11 protein-coding genes are annotated in these 18,055 nt (G+C 41.8%); 9 read left to right on the forward strand and 2 right to left on the reverse strand.

All coding sequences use genetic code 11. The annotated features are described in order from the left end of the window. The first annotated feature begins 80 nt into the window (after positions 1–80). The 5 genes from ftsE to I6N90_RS22930 all read left to right on the forward strand — a co-directional run bounded on the left by ftsE (position 81) and on the right by I6N90_RS22930 (position 5,977). On the forward strand, positions 81–767 hold the full coding sequence (gene ftsE / locus I6N90_RS22910; RefSeq protein ID WP_197938078.1) for a cell division ATP-binding protein FtsE: 687 nt from the start codon (positions 81–83) through the stop codon (positions 765–767). After that, the gene (ftsX, locus tag I6N90_RS22915) at positions 757–1,674 is read left to right on the forward strand and encodes a permease-like cell division protein FtsX (RefSeq protein WP_197938079.1); all 918 of its coding nucleotides are present in this window, start codon (positions 757–759) and stop codon (positions 1,672–1,674) included. Before ftsE ends, ftsX begins: the two co-directional genes overlap by 11 nt. Positions 1,675–1,686: 12 nt before the next feature. Then, positions 1,687–2,907: a murein hydrolase activator EnvC family protein gene (locus I6N90_RS22920; RefSeq protein WP_197938080.1), complete on the forward strand. Its 1,221-nt coding sequence runs from the start codon at positions 1,687–1,689 to the stop codon at positions 2,905–2,907. Between the two features lie 203 nt (positions 2,908–3,110). Then, positions 3,111–4,574, forward strand: coding sequence for a S41 family peptidase (locus tag I6N90_RS22925; RefSeq protein WP_332262503.1), 1,464 nt, complete (start codon positions 3,111–3,113; stop codon positions 4,572–4,574). Between the two features lie 98 nt (positions 4,575–4,672). After that, positions 4,673–5,977, forward strand: a complete 1,305-nt coding sequence (locus I6N90_RS22930) for a PDZ domain-containing protein (RefSeq protein WP_332262504.1) — start codon at positions 4,673–4,675, stop codon at positions 5,975–5,977. Positions 5,978–6,042: 65 nt separating this feature from the next. On the opposite strand, the gene I6N90_RS22935 is transcribed toward I6N90_RS22930, so the two are convergent. After that, positions 6,043–9,957, reverse strand: a complete 3,915-nt coding sequence (locus tag I6N90_RS22935) for a collagen binding domain-containing protein (RefSeq protein WP_197938082.1) — start codon at positions 9,955–9,957, stop codon at positions 6,043–6,045. 217 nt (positions 9,958–10,174) lie between these two features. On the opposite strand from I6N90_RS22935, the gene I6N90_RS22940 reads away from it, so the two are divergent. The 4 genes from I6N90_RS22940 to I6N90_RS22955 all read left to right on the forward strand — a co-directional run bounded on the left by I6N90_RS22940 (position 10,175) and on the right by I6N90_RS22955 (position 16,722). After that, positions 10,175–11,320, forward strand: coding sequence for a response regulator (locus I6N90_RS22940; protein ID WP_197938083.1), 1,146 nt, complete (start codon positions 10,175–10,177; stop codon positions 11,318–11,320). A 133-nt stretch (positions 11,321–11,453) separates the two neighbouring features. Then, a complete protein-coding gene (gene uvrB, locus I6N90_RS22945) occupies positions 11,454–13,454 on the forward strand; it encodes an excinuclease ABC subunit UvrB (RefSeq protein ID WP_442950983.1) in 2,001 nt (666 codons plus the stop codon). A 15-nt stretch (positions 13,455–13,469) separates the two neighbouring features. Further along, a complete protein-coding gene (gene uvrA, locus I6N90_RS22950; RefSeq protein WP_197938085.1) occupies positions 13,470–16,358 on the forward strand; it encodes an excinuclease ABC subunit UvrA in 2,889 nt (962 codons plus the stop codon). A gap of 148 nt (positions 16,359–16,506) precedes the next feature. Next, positions 16,507–16,722: a hypothetical protein gene (locus tag I6N90_RS22955; protein WP_197938086.1), complete on the forward strand. Its 216-nt coding sequence runs from the start codon at positions 16,507–16,509 to the stop codon at positions 16,720–16,722. A 182-nt stretch (positions 16,723–16,904) separates the two neighbouring features. Here I6N90_RS22955 and I6N90_RS22960 read toward each other — a convergent pair whose 3' ends face one another. Then, positions 16,905–17,873 (reverse strand): sugar phosphate isomerase/epimerase family protein, encoded by a 969-nt coding sequence (locus I6N90_RS22960; protein ID WP_197938088.1) that lies wholly within the window; start codon positions 17,871–17,873, stop codon positions 16,905–16,907. Positions 17,874–18,055 lie beyond the last annotated feature (182 nt).

The following is an 18,055-nucleotide window of genomic DNA, read 5'->3' on the forward strand; positions in this document are numbered from 1 at the left end:
CAAGAAACGGCGCCACTGTTGAAGGAATTAGCCGCAAGCTGTCGAAATACTAGAATTGACTACATACAGGATGTGATGACGTGATAGAAATGTACGATATTTGGAAAACTTACGCCGACGGCACACATGCACTTCGCGGTGTTTCGGTACGCATAGATCGAAACGAATTTGTATATATCGTCGGCCCTTCAGGCGCAGGGAAATCGACTTTTATGAAACTAATCTACCGGGAAGAGGTTCCGACCAAAGGACAGCTTTCAGTAAACGGCTTTAATATCGGTAAGCTGAAACCACGCAAGATCCCTTATGTAAGAAGAAATATTGGGGTTATCTTTCAAGATTTCAGACTGCTACCGAAGTTGACTGTTTATGAAAATGTCGCATTTGCTATGGAGGTTATCGAGGCTCCTAAGAGAGTGATTAAGAAACGGACGATGGAAGTGCTTGAGCTTGTCGGATTGCAGCACAAACATAACAGCCTCCCATCACAGTTATCTGGCGGAGAGCAACAAAGGGTGTCGATTGCCCGGGCAATAGTGAATAATCCGTCGGTCATTGTAGCGGACGAGCCGACAGGAAATCTAGATCCAGAGACATCGCAAGGGATTATGAACTTGCTTGAAGAAATCAACTTCCGTGGTTCGACAATCGTAATGGCTACCCACAACAGAGACATTGTTAACTCGATGCGTAAACGTGTAATTGCTATTGAGAGTGGCTTAATTGTGCGTGATGAAGCAAGAGGGGAGTACGGCTATGAAGTTTAGTACGTTACTCCGACACATGCGTGAAGGTAGCAAAAACATTATTCGTAACGGTTGGATGTCATTTGCTTCGATGAGTTCTATTTTTATTTCATTGTTTGTATTAGGAATTTTTGTGCTCCTTGCGATGAATGTTAACTCTATGGCTGATCAGATCGAGAGCAAGGTGCAAATTCGTGTTTATTTGCAAACTGAGGTAACAAAGGAAAAAGCTGTAGAGCTTCAAAACAAAATAGGCAATATACCAGAGATAAGCAAAGTCACATTTGTTACTAAAGAAGAAGGACTTAAGATCTTAACTGATGCGATGGGTAAAGAAAACGGCTACTGGCTTGAAGGATATAACAACGAAAATAATCCGCTGCCTTTCTCTTACACCATTGAAGTGTATGACCCGCAGACGGTTCCGAATGTAGCGACACTAATTGAAGCAATTAATAAGGCAGATGGCACAAATCCGATTTACAAAGTGAAGTACGGTCAAGGGGCAGTAGAATCGTTATTTAAAATTACAAATGCTGTACGTAACATCGGTTTTATTGTCGTAATTGGACTAGCTGTAACGGCTATGTTCTTAATCTCGAATACGATCAAGATGACGATTATTGCAAGACGTAGAGAAATTGGCATCATGAAACTAGTTGGAGCTACGAATGCGTTTATTCGTTGGCCTTTCTTTATTGAAGGCGCCTTAATCGGCATCATTAGCTCACTTCTTACAACGATTGCGATACTAACTAGCTATTCACAAATAATCAAGCTAACACAAATGGACTTGTCACTCATGCTAATTAAGTTGGTTCCAATGAAAGAAGCAGGATTTACAGCAGGGTTGTTGATTATGATTATTGGTACGGTGATCGGCATTTGGGGTAGTACGATTTCGGTACGCAAGTATTTGAAAGTGTAGGTGAGCGATGGAATGAAAAAGATATGTTCAATGATTATGATGGTTGCACTTTTGGCCGTGTTTGTATTCCAACCTGTCGGAAGTGAGGCCTCATCCCTCTCACAGATTGAGCGGGATTTAGCCGCAGCCAAAAAAGAAATGAGAGAATCAGAACGTAAGCAAGCTAATGCTGAAAAAGAAGCTAGATCCGCAGAAAAAAAGAAGGATGAAATTTCTACAAAAAAAGAAGATATCCAACAAGAACTTACAAAATTGATGGATGATCTAAGCAGCCTATCGGAAAAAAAGGCGAAGAAGCAAGCTGAAAAGGATGCAAAGCACGAGGAGATTATTCAAACAGGTATCGAGCTTGATAAGGCTGAGAAAAGAGTAGTAGAGCGGGATGAACTTCTTAAATCGCGTATGCGTCTCATGTATACAAATGGTTTTGTATCGTATATGGATGTATTGTTAAGTGCTTCTAGCTTTACCGACTTTTTAGACCGTTTCGATGCACTCCAAACAATTTTGAATGCAGACCGTGAAGTGCTTGCAGCCCATAAAAAGGATAAAGAGCTAGTTATACAGAAAAAGAAGCAAACCGAAAAACAGTTTGCGGAACTTGAAACATTGTATGAGGAACTTGTGTTGCAGCAGAAGGAGCTAGTAAAGAAAGAATCCGAAAAGGAAGTTCTGATTGCTAGCTACAACGCAAATATTAAGGAATTAGATACTCAGATCACGATATTATCCGATATAAGTGAAGAGCAAGAAGCGGCACTTATGGCTCTAGCTGCAAAAGTGTCCAAGCTAAACGCAGAGAAAAAGCGGATTAAAAACCCGTTTACTGGTGGCACACTAGGCATGCCTATCGACAGTAAGTACGGTGTTACATCCAGTTTTGGAACTCGAATTCATCCTATTTATAAGAAGAAACATACCCACACGGGAATAGATTTTGGAGCACCTTCGGGTACTGCAATCTACGCAGCTGAGGCTGGTTACGTTAACGTTTCACAATTAATGAGCGGATACGGCAATGCGATCATTATTGACCATGGTAATGGATTATGGACACTTTATGCGCATATCCGTCATGGCGGCCTACTAGTAAGTGAAGGTGAAACCGTCAAAAAAGGACAAAAAATTGCTGAGGTAGGTATGACTGGAACGGCTACAGGACCGCATCTTCATTTTGAAGTGCGTAAAAACCAAGTACCGGTTAATCCAAGCGGTTATTTAAAGAAAAAATAGTAAACCAGCACCAATATAAGAGGCAGCCCATCATGATGTGGCTGCCCTTCTTGTACTCATTTTGATAGTATTTAAGCGTAAGTAAATGCAGCAGTGTAACATATGAATAGCTTTTCGGCTACTAGATGCAAATAATTTCCTTCTACATGTCATATACTATTGTGGTCTTGAAGGTTGGATTTTGATGAAGGTGGTGTACCGAGGTGTATTTTAAGGGACGTACTGTATTTGCGTTTGTAATGCTAACGATGATCGCCTCCGTACTCGTTACGATGACATTGGCTGATCAATGGATTAAAGATGATGAAAGGGGTCCTGTTTCTTCAGTCGTTTCAGCAGCTGCTGATGATGGAAATGGGAAAGGGTTAAACACGGACGAGCTTTCTAAGCTCAATGCGGTAGTACAGCTAATTGAAGCGAACTATTATGAAGATGTGGAACGCGAGGATCTATTAGATGGTGCTGTAAGCGGTATGATGGGAGCACTTGGAGATCCTTATTCCGTCTATATGGAGAAGGATGTTGCGCAACATTTCTCTGAATCCATTGAAGGTTCATTTACTGGTATTGGTGCTGAGGTGACGACGGAAAATGGTAAAGTTATTATAGTCGCACCGATTAAGGGCTCACCAGCAGAACGTTCAGGGTTGTTATCGAAAGATGTATTGATTTCTGTTAACGGTCAAAGTTTAGATGGACTTAGCCTTCAGGAAGCAGTAGCAAAAATTCGCGGGCCAAAAGGAACAAAAGCAAAAATTGTTGTGCAGCGGAATGGGTTCACTGAACCGATCCAGCTTGTTCTTATACGAGATGACATCGATGTAGAAACGGTATATGGAACATTAAGGCCGGATGGTGTTGGTATTATCGAAATTCGTCAATTCTCACTCAATACGGCGAAGAGATTTAAAGAAGAACTCATTAAGCTTGAAGGGCAAGGGATGAAAGGTCTTGTTCTAGATGTTCGCAATAACCCAGGTGGAGTTCTACCTGTTGTCGTTGATATTTCAGAGTTGATGATGAAGGAAGGCTCAACTGTCGTACAGACAGAAAATCGCAAAGGCGTGCGAGAGAAGTTGGTTGCAAAGGGCGGCGAGCAGAAATCATATCCGATTGCGGTACTGACTAATAAAGGGAGTGCAAGTGCTTCGGAAATATTAGCAGGAGCACTTCAAGAAGAGGCAGGTGCAACCGTAATTGGCGAGAAATCATTTGGTAAAGGGACTGTTCAAGTAAGCTTTAATAAGCAGCTTGGAGATGGAAGTGTAGTGAAGATGACAATAGCTAAATGGCTGACGCCAAAAGGGAACTGGATTCACAAAGAGGGCATTACGCCGAATCAGCTTGTTGAGCCACCTGATCTCTATACTGTAGCCAGGCTGACGCTAAAAGAAACTTTGAAGCCTGACAGCTTAAGTGAACAAGTCCGCAGTGCTCAAATTATGTTGCATGGGCTAGGTTATGAGCCGAAACGTGAAGATGGTTATTACGGTACAGAAACAGTTGAAGCTGTGCAAAAATTCCAAGCAGAAAATGGTCTACCTACCACTGGCGAGATTGATGCGAAAACAGCTCAAACGTTGGAGAAATCGGTCGTTAAGTGGATACAAAATAAAGAAAATGACCTTCAACTACATGAAGCGATTAAGTTTGTAGGCAGGAAATAAAGGGACCATGTCGAATCTTAAAAGGGTTGGCTTCGTGCAACGAGGCCAGCCCTTTTAATTTGTTGCGACATAACAAAGGAGTGTTCGCTTTGGAATCAGTGCAGGCAATACTGAAATTGTTAGGAGAGGCTGCTTTGCAGCTGGTGGCACAACCTTTTTATTATATAGCGGTATTATTTATTATTTTGCAATATGTCCGGCAGATGAGAATGGAACGACAGTTGTTTGCGGTCAAACTTCGTGATTGGAAAGGGCTCGTTCTTAAATCTCTTATTACAGGGTTGTTCATAGGCGTTTCGGTATCAGTTGTAAGTATTTTTGTTGGTACGACGCTTACTTCTTCAGCGGTACTATGGTTGTGGTCGATTGCAGCTCTACTCATGTTGATTAGAATTCGTTACTTATGTTTTGCGTATAGTGCGGGCGTTATCACGCTTCTACAATGGGTACTCGGTTTCACACCGCTTGCCGATCGGTCCGATTGGATCGGCACATTAGCAATGTCATTAGAACGTGTAGATGCAGCAGGTTTATTGTTTCTAGTCGCACTGCTTCATCTTGCTGAGGCGTTGCTTGTTCGTGCGCAAGGAGACAAATTATCAACACCTTTATTTCTTGAAGGGAAACGTGGTAAGCTCGTCGGAGGTTATCTTTTGCAAGGTTTCTGGCCAATTCCGTTATTTCTACTTGCTCCAGTCACAAGTGAATCAGTAACTGGAATAACCGACTATTCCTTGCCCTGGACGCCATTATTTGGTGGTGATTGGACGCAAGGATGGACGATTGTTGCACTTCCGATGATCATTGGTTTTACAGAAATGACTCGCTCCATGTTGCCGCGAACGAAAGCAAAACATGCTGCTAACAGTCTTTTAATGTATAGTGTTGTTTTGTTAGCTATGGCAATCGTTGCTTGGTGGCAACCAATACTACTTCCATTAGCAGCTATTACATCATTTCTACTGCATGAAGCAATCGTTTGGCATAGTCTTAGGACAGAGGCGAGCCGTTCACCGTTATATGTCCATGATTCACGTGGATTACGAATTTTAGGAATTGTACCAGGTACGCCGGCCGAAGCTATGGGCCTATTGGTAGGTGAAATACTGCATAAAGTGAATGGCGTACGTGTGCGTACGAAAGAAGACCTTTATGAAGCACTGGTGCAAAATTCAGCTTTTTGCAAATTGGAGATCTACAACTTCGACGGAGAGTTAAAGTTTGCTCAGAAAGCACGTTATGCCGGTGACCATCATCAACTAGGCGTCATTCTAGCACCTGATGAGCATGCGAATTATTATGCAGCAAGCGGACCTGCATCATTGCTTGGGTTGTTACGGGGTATGAGGGCGTCGAACCGAAGAGGAAGATCGGAATCTAGTGGGGAAAATATACAAGGTTAGCATTAAAAAGGCGCTGCCCTATCAGTAGATTATTCTACTGATAGGACAGCGCCTTAATTATGTTATTAATTCGTTCTACGAGTTCTCCGCAATCTTAGTACAATACCTCCACCAATAAACGCTGTTCCAATCAGGTACAAGAGCAAGTAGCTGCTCTCTCCTGTTTTCGGTAACTTGTCTACGTCAGGCGTCGTATCAATATTGCCTTCTGGAACTTCTTCCACTTCAATTTCAATCAAAATTTCTTCTTCGTTCCCATCTTCATCCGTTACGATTACAGTAAATGAATCTTTACCTGAAAAGTCGGGATCGGGTTTATATGTCCATGTTCCATCCGGTTTAACGGTAACAGTACCGTTATCTGGTTTTTTACCTACGTCTGTTACACCACCTCTAGGAACGTCAACTTCACCTTCAACGATTGTATCTTCTTTTCCGACAACAGGTGACGGAGTCGGCACAACAGGTGACGGAGTCGGCACAACAGGTGACGGAGTCGGCACAACAGGTGACGGAGTCGGCACAACAGGTGACGGAGTYGGCACAACAGGTGACGGAGTTGGCACAACAGGTGACGGAGTTGGCACAACAGGTGACGGAGTTGGCACAACAGGTGACGGTGTCGGATCAACTGGCGACGGAGTCGGGTCAACTGGCGACGGAGTCGGGTCAACTGGCGATGGAGTCGGCACAACAGGCGATGGAGTCGGTACAACAGGTGTCGGAGTCGGCACAACAGGTGTCGGAGTCGGCACAACAGGTGTTGGAGTCGGCACAACAGGTGTCGGAGTCGGCACAACAGGTGTCGGAGTCGGCACAACAGGTGTCGGAGTCGGCACCACTACTTTTTTGTTTTCAACAGATACGGCATTAACAGTTCTAGATTTGATCTTTACAGTTGTTTCTCCATTGCCAATGATAGAATAGCCAGTTGGAGGAGTAATCTCCTTCAATGTATAAGTACCATAAGGCAAATTGTTGAATTGTATTTTACCATTTGAATCAGTTGTTCTTGTGATTGCTTGGAAGCTCGCATTTGTATTATGCGTTAATCTGAATTGTGCACCAGCAAGCTTAGTTGACGGTAGTGACTCTTCTGTTTTAGTAAGGTCGATGCTTCCACGGTAAGCACCGCCTGTTCCACGGCCGCCAGACATTTGAACTTGAATTTTGACTTCGTTATCAGACTTCTTTAGAGCTACCCCAGTTCCGATAAATGCTATGCTATTTTCGATTGTTTCATTATGTTTTGCATCGATAACGGACTGATATTCTAATAGATACGGTTTGTTAATCTGTTTTAGGAAAGAAAGAACAAAGATCTCTTCTCCCGCATTTTTGTCTGCTTTAATATTTGTTATTATTTTTGCAGCATCAGTAGCTCCAAACAGTGTAGTTAGCTGAGCTTCGAAGTCAGGTGCGTTTACTGAAAGGAAGTCCAGCTTGTATACGCCTGAATTGGCATCGATAGCTTTACCTTTTTGTACAGTACCATTGCCTAATACATTTGTTTCGTACAATGTGAATGATTCTTGGGGAACCATTTGTTTCGTACTTGGTACGTCAATGATTTTTGCGTTGTTCACTGTCGATTGTCCACGATTGATCCAAATGGACCAGTCAGCGATGTAGATATCGTCTGCATTTTGTTTACCTGTTTTGTAGACATATTCATTTGCATGGTTAACGACAACAGAGCCTACTAAGTTCTTGGCAGCAAAACCCGTCGCTGATAGAACAGCTGTATTCGTTATTGTTTTGTCATTAATAAATTCGTCCTCTAGTTCCGTTTTGAAACTAATATGATAAGGACGATCAATTGAAGTGAATTTCACGGTGATTGTCGTTTTGCCAGCTGCCTCAGTGATTTCCACAGTGTAGTCAGTATCTAGAGTCAGTTTTTTTCCTAGTTCATGACCTCCGCCAGGTTTAACAGTCATTTCTTTTACTTCAATAGACTCGTTAACAAGCTTTTGTACGGAAGTAAGCTCATCTTTTACGACAACATTGTTCATCTTTTTGCTATTGTAGTTAATGCCGATATTCCATGTTATTTGCTTACTTATTGCGTCGTAGCTACCATTTTTAAAACCATTGTTTACAGTTTGTTGGTTTAGAGGAACAATAGATTCCTTCGTTTTAGTATCAGGTTTTCCACCTACAACCCAGCTTAGGATGGCTGTGTTTTTAAGTTCTGAACTAAGTACATATTTATTAACATCGTAATCATATTGAGTCTTATAAGTAATCGTATAAGCGTATTTGCCGCTATCTTTGAATTTGATTTTAAAACCTTCAATAGTAGATTCAGTGCCGCCCTTATATTCTATCGTATAAACAGAGTCAGTCACGGTTACACCATCACGCTTAACAACGATTGAACCTGGGACTAGTTTTAGAACATTAGGCGCAAAGGTATCGTCCAGTTCAATATTGCTTAGGTCGTACTTGTTACCATTCTGGATTCTAACTTCCCAATCAATTGTTCTTGCTTCGTAGTTATGATCGGTATACCCTTTATGGAAAAATTGTTGTGAGATTTCATGTGACGCACTACTATTACTGCCTTCGGAAGATACTGTATTCAAGACAGTCGAGCTATCTACAACATAATAGTCAGCTGCTGCTTTTGTCTGGTAACTGATTTTATAGGCAGAACTTGAATTTTTAATAAATGTTAAAATAAATCCTTTTTTGTCACCGACTCCGGTTACTCCGCTGACATCTTTGCTAATCGTATAGTCAGTGTCTTTAACTAAAGCTGTACCGGTTTTCCAATCGTTGTTAACATCTTCTACCGGAACAATTTTAATAGACTCCTCTATAAGGTCTAGTCTTCCGTCGAATAGATCTGTAATTACTTTACCCGCGATAGGTTGTTCGCCGTAATTGTATTTGATTAACCAATCAATCTTATGTTCATCAAGTGGGGTATAGTTTGTAACTGACTTACCTTCTAGCAATTTTCCGCGATCTTGGTTTACAGTTGCATTAGCTCCCGCCGATATACCGTTATCTCCGATAAATGTAGCGTCGTTTCTGAAACTTTTCTTAGTAAAGTCTGTTATGGACGTTTCGAACGAAACTCGATATGCAGAATCGATATTACCAAGTTGGACTTGTAGCAAATAATCGGGATTTGAAGGTAAAATAGCGCTAACGCTGCTTGGATAAACGGATTCACCTAATGTCGTGTTTCCATTCAAACTCGTATTAAGTTTGTTTACCTTGAGTGAATTGTCGATATAAGCTAAACCATCTGGCATTTTATCAGAAAGGGTAGCATTCGTTATTTGTTTCAAATCTTTGTTAACATCGATAGTCCAAGTAATTTTTGTTGGATTTTTAGACTTGTCTGTACTCCCTGACTTGGTCATTGGATTTGAGTTTGTAGAAGTTGGCTTCAGTTTAATTTTAAGATCTTCTCCAATCCCAAAATTAATCAGAACTTCTGTTTGGTTCTTAACGCTAGCTTGAGTGAAGTAGGTCCAGAAATGCAGTGTCCCCTTAGCGCCTGCTCCTTCTTTAATTTGCTCGTTGAAGGTCAATGTAACTTGTCTGCTGTTTTTGTCAGCTTGTAATGTACCGATAGATGGTTCGCCTGGAGCACTCTCTAATGGTTTATTTTTAATGTCGCTATGGAGCACCAAGGCATCTGGTAGAGTGAATATGTAAGTATCGCCGCTCGTATAGTTATGGCCGTCAGGAATCTCGAATTCGTAATCTAGTACCAAAATATTTTGAGCACCTATATCAATTCGAACATCGGGATTAGAATAATAGACTGTCTCAGTGACTGTCTGATAGACAGAAGCGATAACGGTGTCAGGTGCTGCCTGAGTCGTTAACTTCATACTGGACAAAATATTTTCTTTAATGGTTCCGGTTGCTGCATGCGCTGGATTTAAAGCTCCATTGAAGTTAAAATACTGAAAAATAAGCATTAACGATACAATGAGAGCAATTGATTTTTTCTTCACTTTTAATAGCGCCTCCTATTTTCTATCATTTTTTTGCAGATTTAATCATTATATAGAAGTGTTCTCGACAAATTCTGAACAAATGAAAAAAAATACGTCAATTTCATGACTAAAGTCGGAAAAAAGTAGGCCTATAGGTAAAAAGAAACTAATATGTCTTTTTATCGTCTATAGGTTTAAGCGACTACAGCAAGGAAATAGGATGGGGTGTACATGTATGAGAGTATTGTTAATAGACGATGAGAGATTAGCGCTTCTACAATTAGAGAAAATGCTACGTATATCGGACAGTGAAATTGAGGTTATGAGTTTTCAGCATGCCGTAGATGGTCTCTCGAAAGCAAAGGAATGGAGGCCAGATGCTGTTTTCCTCGATATTCAAATGCCGGAAATTTCAGGACTTGAAGCTGCTGAGTGGTTGCATGAGCATTGCCCGGACAGCGCAATTGTATTTGTTACGGCCCATGACGAATATGCGGTAAAGGCTTTTGAACTAAATGCAATAGATTATTTGCTGAAGCCGTTTACTGCGGAGCGGATTAGAATGACGATCGAACGACTGCATGTAAGAAGATCGATAGCATCAGTAATGGCGGGCACAGTTGAATCTCTGCAGCAACAATCCGTCATCCATTGTTTTAAAACGATACGAATGCAATCGCCAGGCGGTATTCCAGAGATCCCTAAGTGGAGAACGGCAAAAGCGCAAGAGCTGTTTGCTTATTTACTTCATCATCGTGGAATTGCTATACATAAATCGACTATTATGGAGCTGTTGTCTCCTGAAGTAGATAAGAAACGTGCAATGACACAGTTGTATACAGCTATTTATCATATCAGGCAATGTCTATTAGCGATGAAGATGGATGTTAGAATCGTTAACGCTAGCATTCAGGAGAGTTATATGCTTGAAATTGGTGAAGGAGTAACGGTTGATGTAGAAGATTGGGAGAAGGGGCTTTTGGAAGCAAAGGAACGTGAACCACTGCAATACGATAAGCTTGGTCAATTACTAAATGAATATGAAGCAGATTATTTACATGATCACGATTATGTATGGGCGGAGAATGAACGGGAACGATTCCGGCAATTATGGCTTCATCATGCACGTTTTTTTGGTCAGCATTTATTGAAGGAAAAGAGATTAGAAGAAGCATTGTTGCTGTACGAACGAATTCAAGCGAAAGAGCCATTTCATGAAGATGAAATGCTGATTGTACTTGTACTGCTCGATAAGTTAGGACATTATGACAAGGTGGTCTTATATTACGATCAAATAAAAGCATCATTTTGGGAAGAGTTAGCGTTGTCAGTACCTGAACATATACAGAAATGGTTCAAGAGCTGGAAACAAAAGCACTAGATATTCATTGCATCCATGTAGGTTAACCGATATAATATAAGGGAACACACATTCTCATTTAACCTATGACGCTTGAAATTAATGGATTTGTCCATACTATTAATATAATGAAATGGCTAGGGGGATACCGGAAGTGACTGAACCCGTGCAGGGAAAACAAGTGTTTGAATTAAAGTCGGATTATACACCTCAAGGAGATCAACCTAGAGCTATTGCGGAGTTAGTAGCGGGAGTACGGGCTGGTAACCGGCATCAAACGTTGCTAGGGGCAACCGGAACAGGTAAGACTTATACGATCGCTAATGCTATCGTGCAGTTGAACAGACCAACGCTTGTTATTGCACATAATAAGACGCTAGCTGCACAGCTTTGCAGTGAGTTTAAATCCTTTTTCCCCGACAATGCTGTTGAATATTTCGTCAGCTACTACGACTACTTCCAACCGGAAGCATACATTCCATCCAGTGACACATTTATAGAAAAAGATTCAAGCATTAATGATGAAATTGATAAGCTGCGGCATTCCGCTACAAGTGCGTTGTTCGATCGCCGTGATGTCATTATCGTTGCAAGTGTATCCTGTATTTATGGTCTAGGCTCGCCTGAGGCGTACGGCGATCTTGTTCTATCGTTGCGAGTCGGTATGGAGAAGTCCAGAGACAACATTCTACATAAACTCGTTGATATTCAGTACAGTCGCAATGACATTAGCTTTACGAGGGGTACGTTTAGAGTTAGGGGAGATATTGTAGAGATTTTCCCTGTAGCTAATAATGAGCGCGCTATGCGGATAGAGTTGTTCGGAGACGAAATCGAGCGTATTTCCGAAATAGATGTATTGACTGGCGAGATTATAGGAGAAAGAGAACATATTGCCATTTTTCCTGCTTCCCACTTTGTAACAAAAGAAGAGACGATGAAGATAGCACTCGTCAACATTGAACGTGAACTTGAAGAAAGACTTGCGGAGCTTAAAGAAGCCGGTAAGTTGCTTGAAGCGCAGCGTCTAGAGCAGCGTACGCGCTATGACCTGGAAATGATGTCGGAGATGGGTTTCTGCTCAGGTATTGAGAACTATTCCGGTCCTCTTACCTTTAGAGAGCGTGGAGCTACACCATATACGCTTCTAGATTATTTTCCAGAAGATATGCTTGTAGTTATCGATGAGTCCCATGTATCGTTACCGCAAATTAGAGCGATGTTTAACGGAGATCGTGCCCGTAAAGAGATGTTGGTTAATCATGGCTTCCGTCTTCCGTCGGCAATGGATAATCGGCCACTTCGTTTTGAGGAGTTTGAAGAGAAAACGAAGCAACTTATATATGTATCTGCAACGCCAGGACCATATGAAATTGAACATTGTCCAACGATGATCGAACAAATTATTCGACCTACCGGATTAATAGATCCTATTATTGAAGTACGTCCATCCAAAGGACAAATCGATGATTTGCTTAATGAAATTCGCGACCGCATTTCTAAAGATGAGCGTGTACTCGTGACTACATTAACGAAGAAGATGTCGGAAGATCTAACGGACTATTTGAAGGAAGTCGGCATTAAAGTTAGATATTTGCACTCTGACATTAAGACGCTAGAGCGGCTTGCAATATTGCGCGATCTGCGACTTGGCGTGTTCCATGTTCTCGTAGGTATTAACTTACTTAGGGAAGGATTGGATTTGCCAGAAGTATCGCTTGTCACCATTCTGGATGCTGATAAGGAAGGCTTCCTTCGTTCTGATCGGGCACTCATTCAAACGATAGGCCGCGCTGCACGTAATAGCGAAGGCCGCGTTATTATGTACGCAGACAAAATTACTGATTCGATGGATCGTGCGCTTAAAGAAACTGAGCGTCGTAGAGTCATTCAGCTTGCTTATAATGAGAAACATGGCGTAGAACCACAGACGATTAAGAAACGTGTACATGATGTCATCGAAGCGACAAAAGTTGCCGAGCAGAATGCGGACTACTTGTCAGGCGCAGACGGTGGAAAGTTATCGAAGAAGGAACGCCAGACGCTTATCGATCGTTTAGAGAAAGAAATGAAGGACGCAGCGAAAAACTTGCAGTTTGAGAGAGCAGCAGAGCTTCGAGATGCACTGCTTGAGCTGCGGGTCGAGATGGGATAGTAGGAGGAGAAAGTAATGGCTAGTGACAAAATAGTTGTAAAGGGCGCTCGTGCCCACAACTTAAAAAATATAGATGTAACGATTCCTCGTGATAAGTTTGTTGTATTAACGGGATTAAGCGGATCTGGTAAGTCATCACTTGCTTTTGACACCATTTATGCAGAAGGCCAAAGACGATATGTAGAATCGCTTAGTGCATATGCTAGACAGTTTCTAGGACAAATGGAAAAGCCGGATGTAGATTCTATTGAAGGCTTGTCTCCTGCTATTTCTATTGACCAAAAGACGACTAGCCGTAACCCTCGTTCTACGGTAGGTACAGTTACCGAAATTTACGATTATTTGCGGTTGCTATTTGCACGTGTGGGAAGACCACATTGCCCTGAGCATGGAATTGCAATTTCATCGCAAACGGTTGAACAGATGGTTGATCGGATTATGGAATACCCTGAACGTACCAAACTTCAGATCTTAGCCCCGCTTATTTCAGGACGTAAAGGGGAGCATACTAAGCTGCTCGCAGATATCCAGAAGCAGGGTTATGTTCGTGTACGTGTAAATGGAGAGCTGAGAGAGCTCAGTGAGAAGATCGAGCTAGAAAAAAATAAAAAGCATAGTATCGAGGTTGTAATCGATCGTATCGTCGTGAAATCGGATGTTCATTCGCGTCTTGCTGACTCTTTGGAGACAGCACTTAATCTTTCAGATGGTAGAGTGCTTGTGGACATTATCGATCAAGAAGAACTGTTGTTCAGTTCCAATCTAGCCTGCCCAGAATGCGGATTCAGCATTGAGGAGCTAGCTCCAAGAATGTTCTCATTCAACAGCCCTTATGGCGCATGTCCTGATTGCGATGGATTAGGAGCTAAGATGATTGTTGATCCGGATCTACTTGTACCGGACAATAGCAAAACCATTGCAGAGGGCGCGTTCCTTGCATGGGCAGGAAGTACGTCAAATTATTACCCGCAATTTTTGAGTGCAGTATGCGAACATTATGGTATTGCTCAAGATGTGCCTCTATCGGAAATTTCAGCAGAACATCTGAAGAAACTGTATTATGGCACTGGAGGGGAGAAAGTTCGCTTCCTATATGAAAATGATTTTGGGCATAAGAAGGAAGCTTTTGTGCCGTTCGAAGGAATCGTTCATAACTTAGAGCGCCGTTATCGTGAAACGGCATCTGATATGATGCGCGAACATATCGAAAACTATATGAGTGCAAAACCATGCGGAGGTTGTAAAGGTCAAAGACTCCGTAAGGAAAGTCTTGCTGTAACAATCGGTGAACAAAATATCTCGAATGTTACAGGTTATTCCATTGGTGAAGCTCAACGTTATTTCAGCTCATTGTCACTTACGGAGAAGGAAATGACGATTGCGAACCTTATATTGAAAGAAATTAATAGCCGCCTTGGTTTCTTAGTTAATGTTGGCTTAGAATATTTATCATTGAGCAGAGCAGCTGGAACGTTGTCAGGTGGTGAAGCGCAGCGTATACGACTCGCGACCCAAATAGGCTCTAGCTTAATGGGTGTACTTTATATTTTGGATGAGCCTAGTATTGGTCTACATCAACGGGATAATGATCGCCTTATTGAGACGTTGGAGCATATGCGTAATTTAGGTAATACGCTTATCGTTGTTGAGCATGACGAAGATACGATGATGGCTGCTGATTATATTATTGATATTGGTCCTGGTGCAGGTATTCACGGTGGTATGGTCATTGCAGAAGGAACACCTCAAGAAGTGATGAGAGACGAGGCTTCCCTCACTGGCCAGTATTTAAGTGGACGGAAGTTTATTGAAGTACCGCTTAACAGACGTTCGACAGGAGACAAATGGATTGAGGTACGTGGTGCTAAAGAAAACAATTTGCGTAATGTGAATGTAAAAATTCCACTTGGCGTTTTCACAGCAGTAACAGGTGTATCGGGTTCAGGTAAGTCGACTTTCGTCAATGAGATTTTATATAAGACTCTCGCGCGGGATTTGAATAAAGCGACGAAAGTTAGGCCAGGACAGTATAAGGAAATTCGTGGCGTTGAACATCTAGAAAAGGTCATTGATATTGACCAGTCGCCCATCGGCCGTACACCGCGCTCTAATCCAGCAACCTACACAGGTGTGTTCGACGATATTCGCGACCTATATGCTAACACGAATGAATCAAAAGTTCGTGGTTACAAGAAGGGTAGATTCAGCTTTAATGTAAAAGGTGGGCGCTGCGAAGCGTGCCGTGGCGACGGCATCATTAAGATCGAGATGCACTTCTTGCCTGATGTATATGTGCCTTGCGAGATTTGTAAAGGCAAACGTTATAATCGTGAGACGCTAGAAGTGAAATACAAAGGGAAAAACGTTGCTGAAGTATTAGAGATGACCATTGAAGATGGTTGCTCCTTCTTCGAAAACATTCCACGTATTCATCGAAAAGTGCAGACGCTGCTTGATGTTGGTCTTGGTTATATGAAACTAGGACAGCCAGCTACTACACTTTCTGGAGGCGAAGCACAAAGGGTTAAGCTTGCTGCTGAACTTTACAGACGTAGCACAGGGAAGACATTATATATACTAGACGAGCCTACGACAGGTCTTCATGTTCATGATATTGATCGATTGTTAACCGTATTGCACCGTCTTGTAGATTCAGGAGAGTCCGTACTTGTTATCGAACATAACTTAGATGTTATTAAGACAGCTGACTACCTGATCGATCTAGGTCCAGAAGGTGGAAATGGTGGCGGTATGATCGTTGCGACGGGAACACCAGAACAAGTCGTTAAGGTGGAGCAGTCTTATACGGGCAAATATTTAAAGCCTATATTGGAAAGAGATATTATCCGTACGAAGGAACGCTATAGTAATTTGGAACAGGTTGGGGTAGGTGCTAACGAGTAAACAGAATAGTTTTTGGACAGGATAGTGTCAAAGATATTGTAAATCGTGACAAAGTTGTTACGAATTTCGTTTGAGACTTGCATCAGAAGCGTCTAGAAGCTAACATAGATTAATATTAGGTTACGTGTGATTATGAGGAGGTCCCCTTATGTTTTTGGCAGAAGAAGCAGCTAAGGCTGCAAGCGTAATTGATCCATTTGATTGGTTTATGCTTGCCTTTACTGTTATTATTGCAATCGGATTTGTTAGACTGGTGACAGCTCGTCCGAGAAAAAATGTATTTGCCATTGGATTCACAGCTGTTTCCCTCGGATTGTTCTTGTTCATCGACTACATTATGATCTTTAAAGTTTGGCTCGCTTAAGTTCACAAAAAAAGAGAACAAGCTGTTCAATTAGTAGTAATCCTATGGATGGAATAGTACCTGTTTAAAAAAATGATGCTAAAAGCGAAAAAAGTGTTGGTGCAGGATTGTTACTCCTGTCCCAACACTTTTTGCGTGTGCCCAATTAATAATCGTTTGCTTTATTTATATATTATTAAATACTATACCCACCACATATCGCCGAGTGGTTCACGAATTAATACTTGTTGAAGATTTTGAACAGCTTTTGTGAAACCTTCATCCACAGACATGAGACCATCCTCATGTTCGATGCTAACAACATGGTCATAGCCAACTAGGCGTAGAGCACTAATGATGTCTGCCCAAACTTTGAGGTCATGTCCGTAGCCAACAGTACGGAATTGCCAAGCGCGATCTAGCATCTTCGAATAAGATTGCATATCAGTTACACCATGATGGTTCACATTAATTGCGTCGATCGTTGTATCTTTAGCGTGGAAATGGTGAATAGCACCAGCGCGTCCAAGAATATGAACAGCTTGAACGGGGTCGATGCCTTGCCACCACATATGGCTTGGATCAAGATTTGCGCCAATTGATTTACCTGCTGCTTCGCGAAGACGAAGAAGTGTGGCGGGGCTATGCACAGAAAAACCGCCATGTAGTTCCAGACCAATTTTCACGCCACTAGCTTCAGCAATATGACCAATCTCTGACCAATACGGAATAATTTTTTGCTCCCATTGCCATGTTAATATTTCTTGAAAATCGTTCGGCCATGGTGCGATTGGCCAATTTGGATACTTAGCATCCTCATGATCGCCAGGACAGCCGGAGAACGTATTTACAACCTCTACTCCTAGACGGTTTGCAAGTTCGATTGTTTTACGAATAATTTCGTCGTGCTCAGTAGAGATTGCTTTCTGCGGATGAAGTGGGTTGCCGTGGCAACTTAGTGCGCTAATTATTAAACCACGGGACTCTACTGCTTGCTTGAACGAAGTTAACTTGCCAGCATCAGCAAGTAGAGCGTCAAGATCACAATGGGCATTTCCTGGATATCCACCAGTTCCGATTTCAATAGCATCAAGCCCTTTTGATGCGATATAGTCGAGAGTTTCCTCAAACGGTTTATGTGAGAACAATACGCTAAATACGCCTAATTTCATCTTTAACACAACCTTTCATTATCGATGACTGGATTATAATAATTGTCGAGAATAGTATATCATTTCTCTTTATAAAACAGATGGTCGAAAGTTCAATTTGACAAAATCGCATAATAAGTCGACTAAAGAGAACGACGAATAATAAACTGGTAGCAATGTGTGGTGGAATAGAACGTCCCTCT

The organism is Paenibacillus sp. GSMTC-2017 (assembly GCF_016019935.1).
In the GTDB taxonomy this organism is placed as follows: Bacteria; Bacillota; Bacilli; order Paenibacillales; family Paenibacillaceae; genus Pristimantibacillus.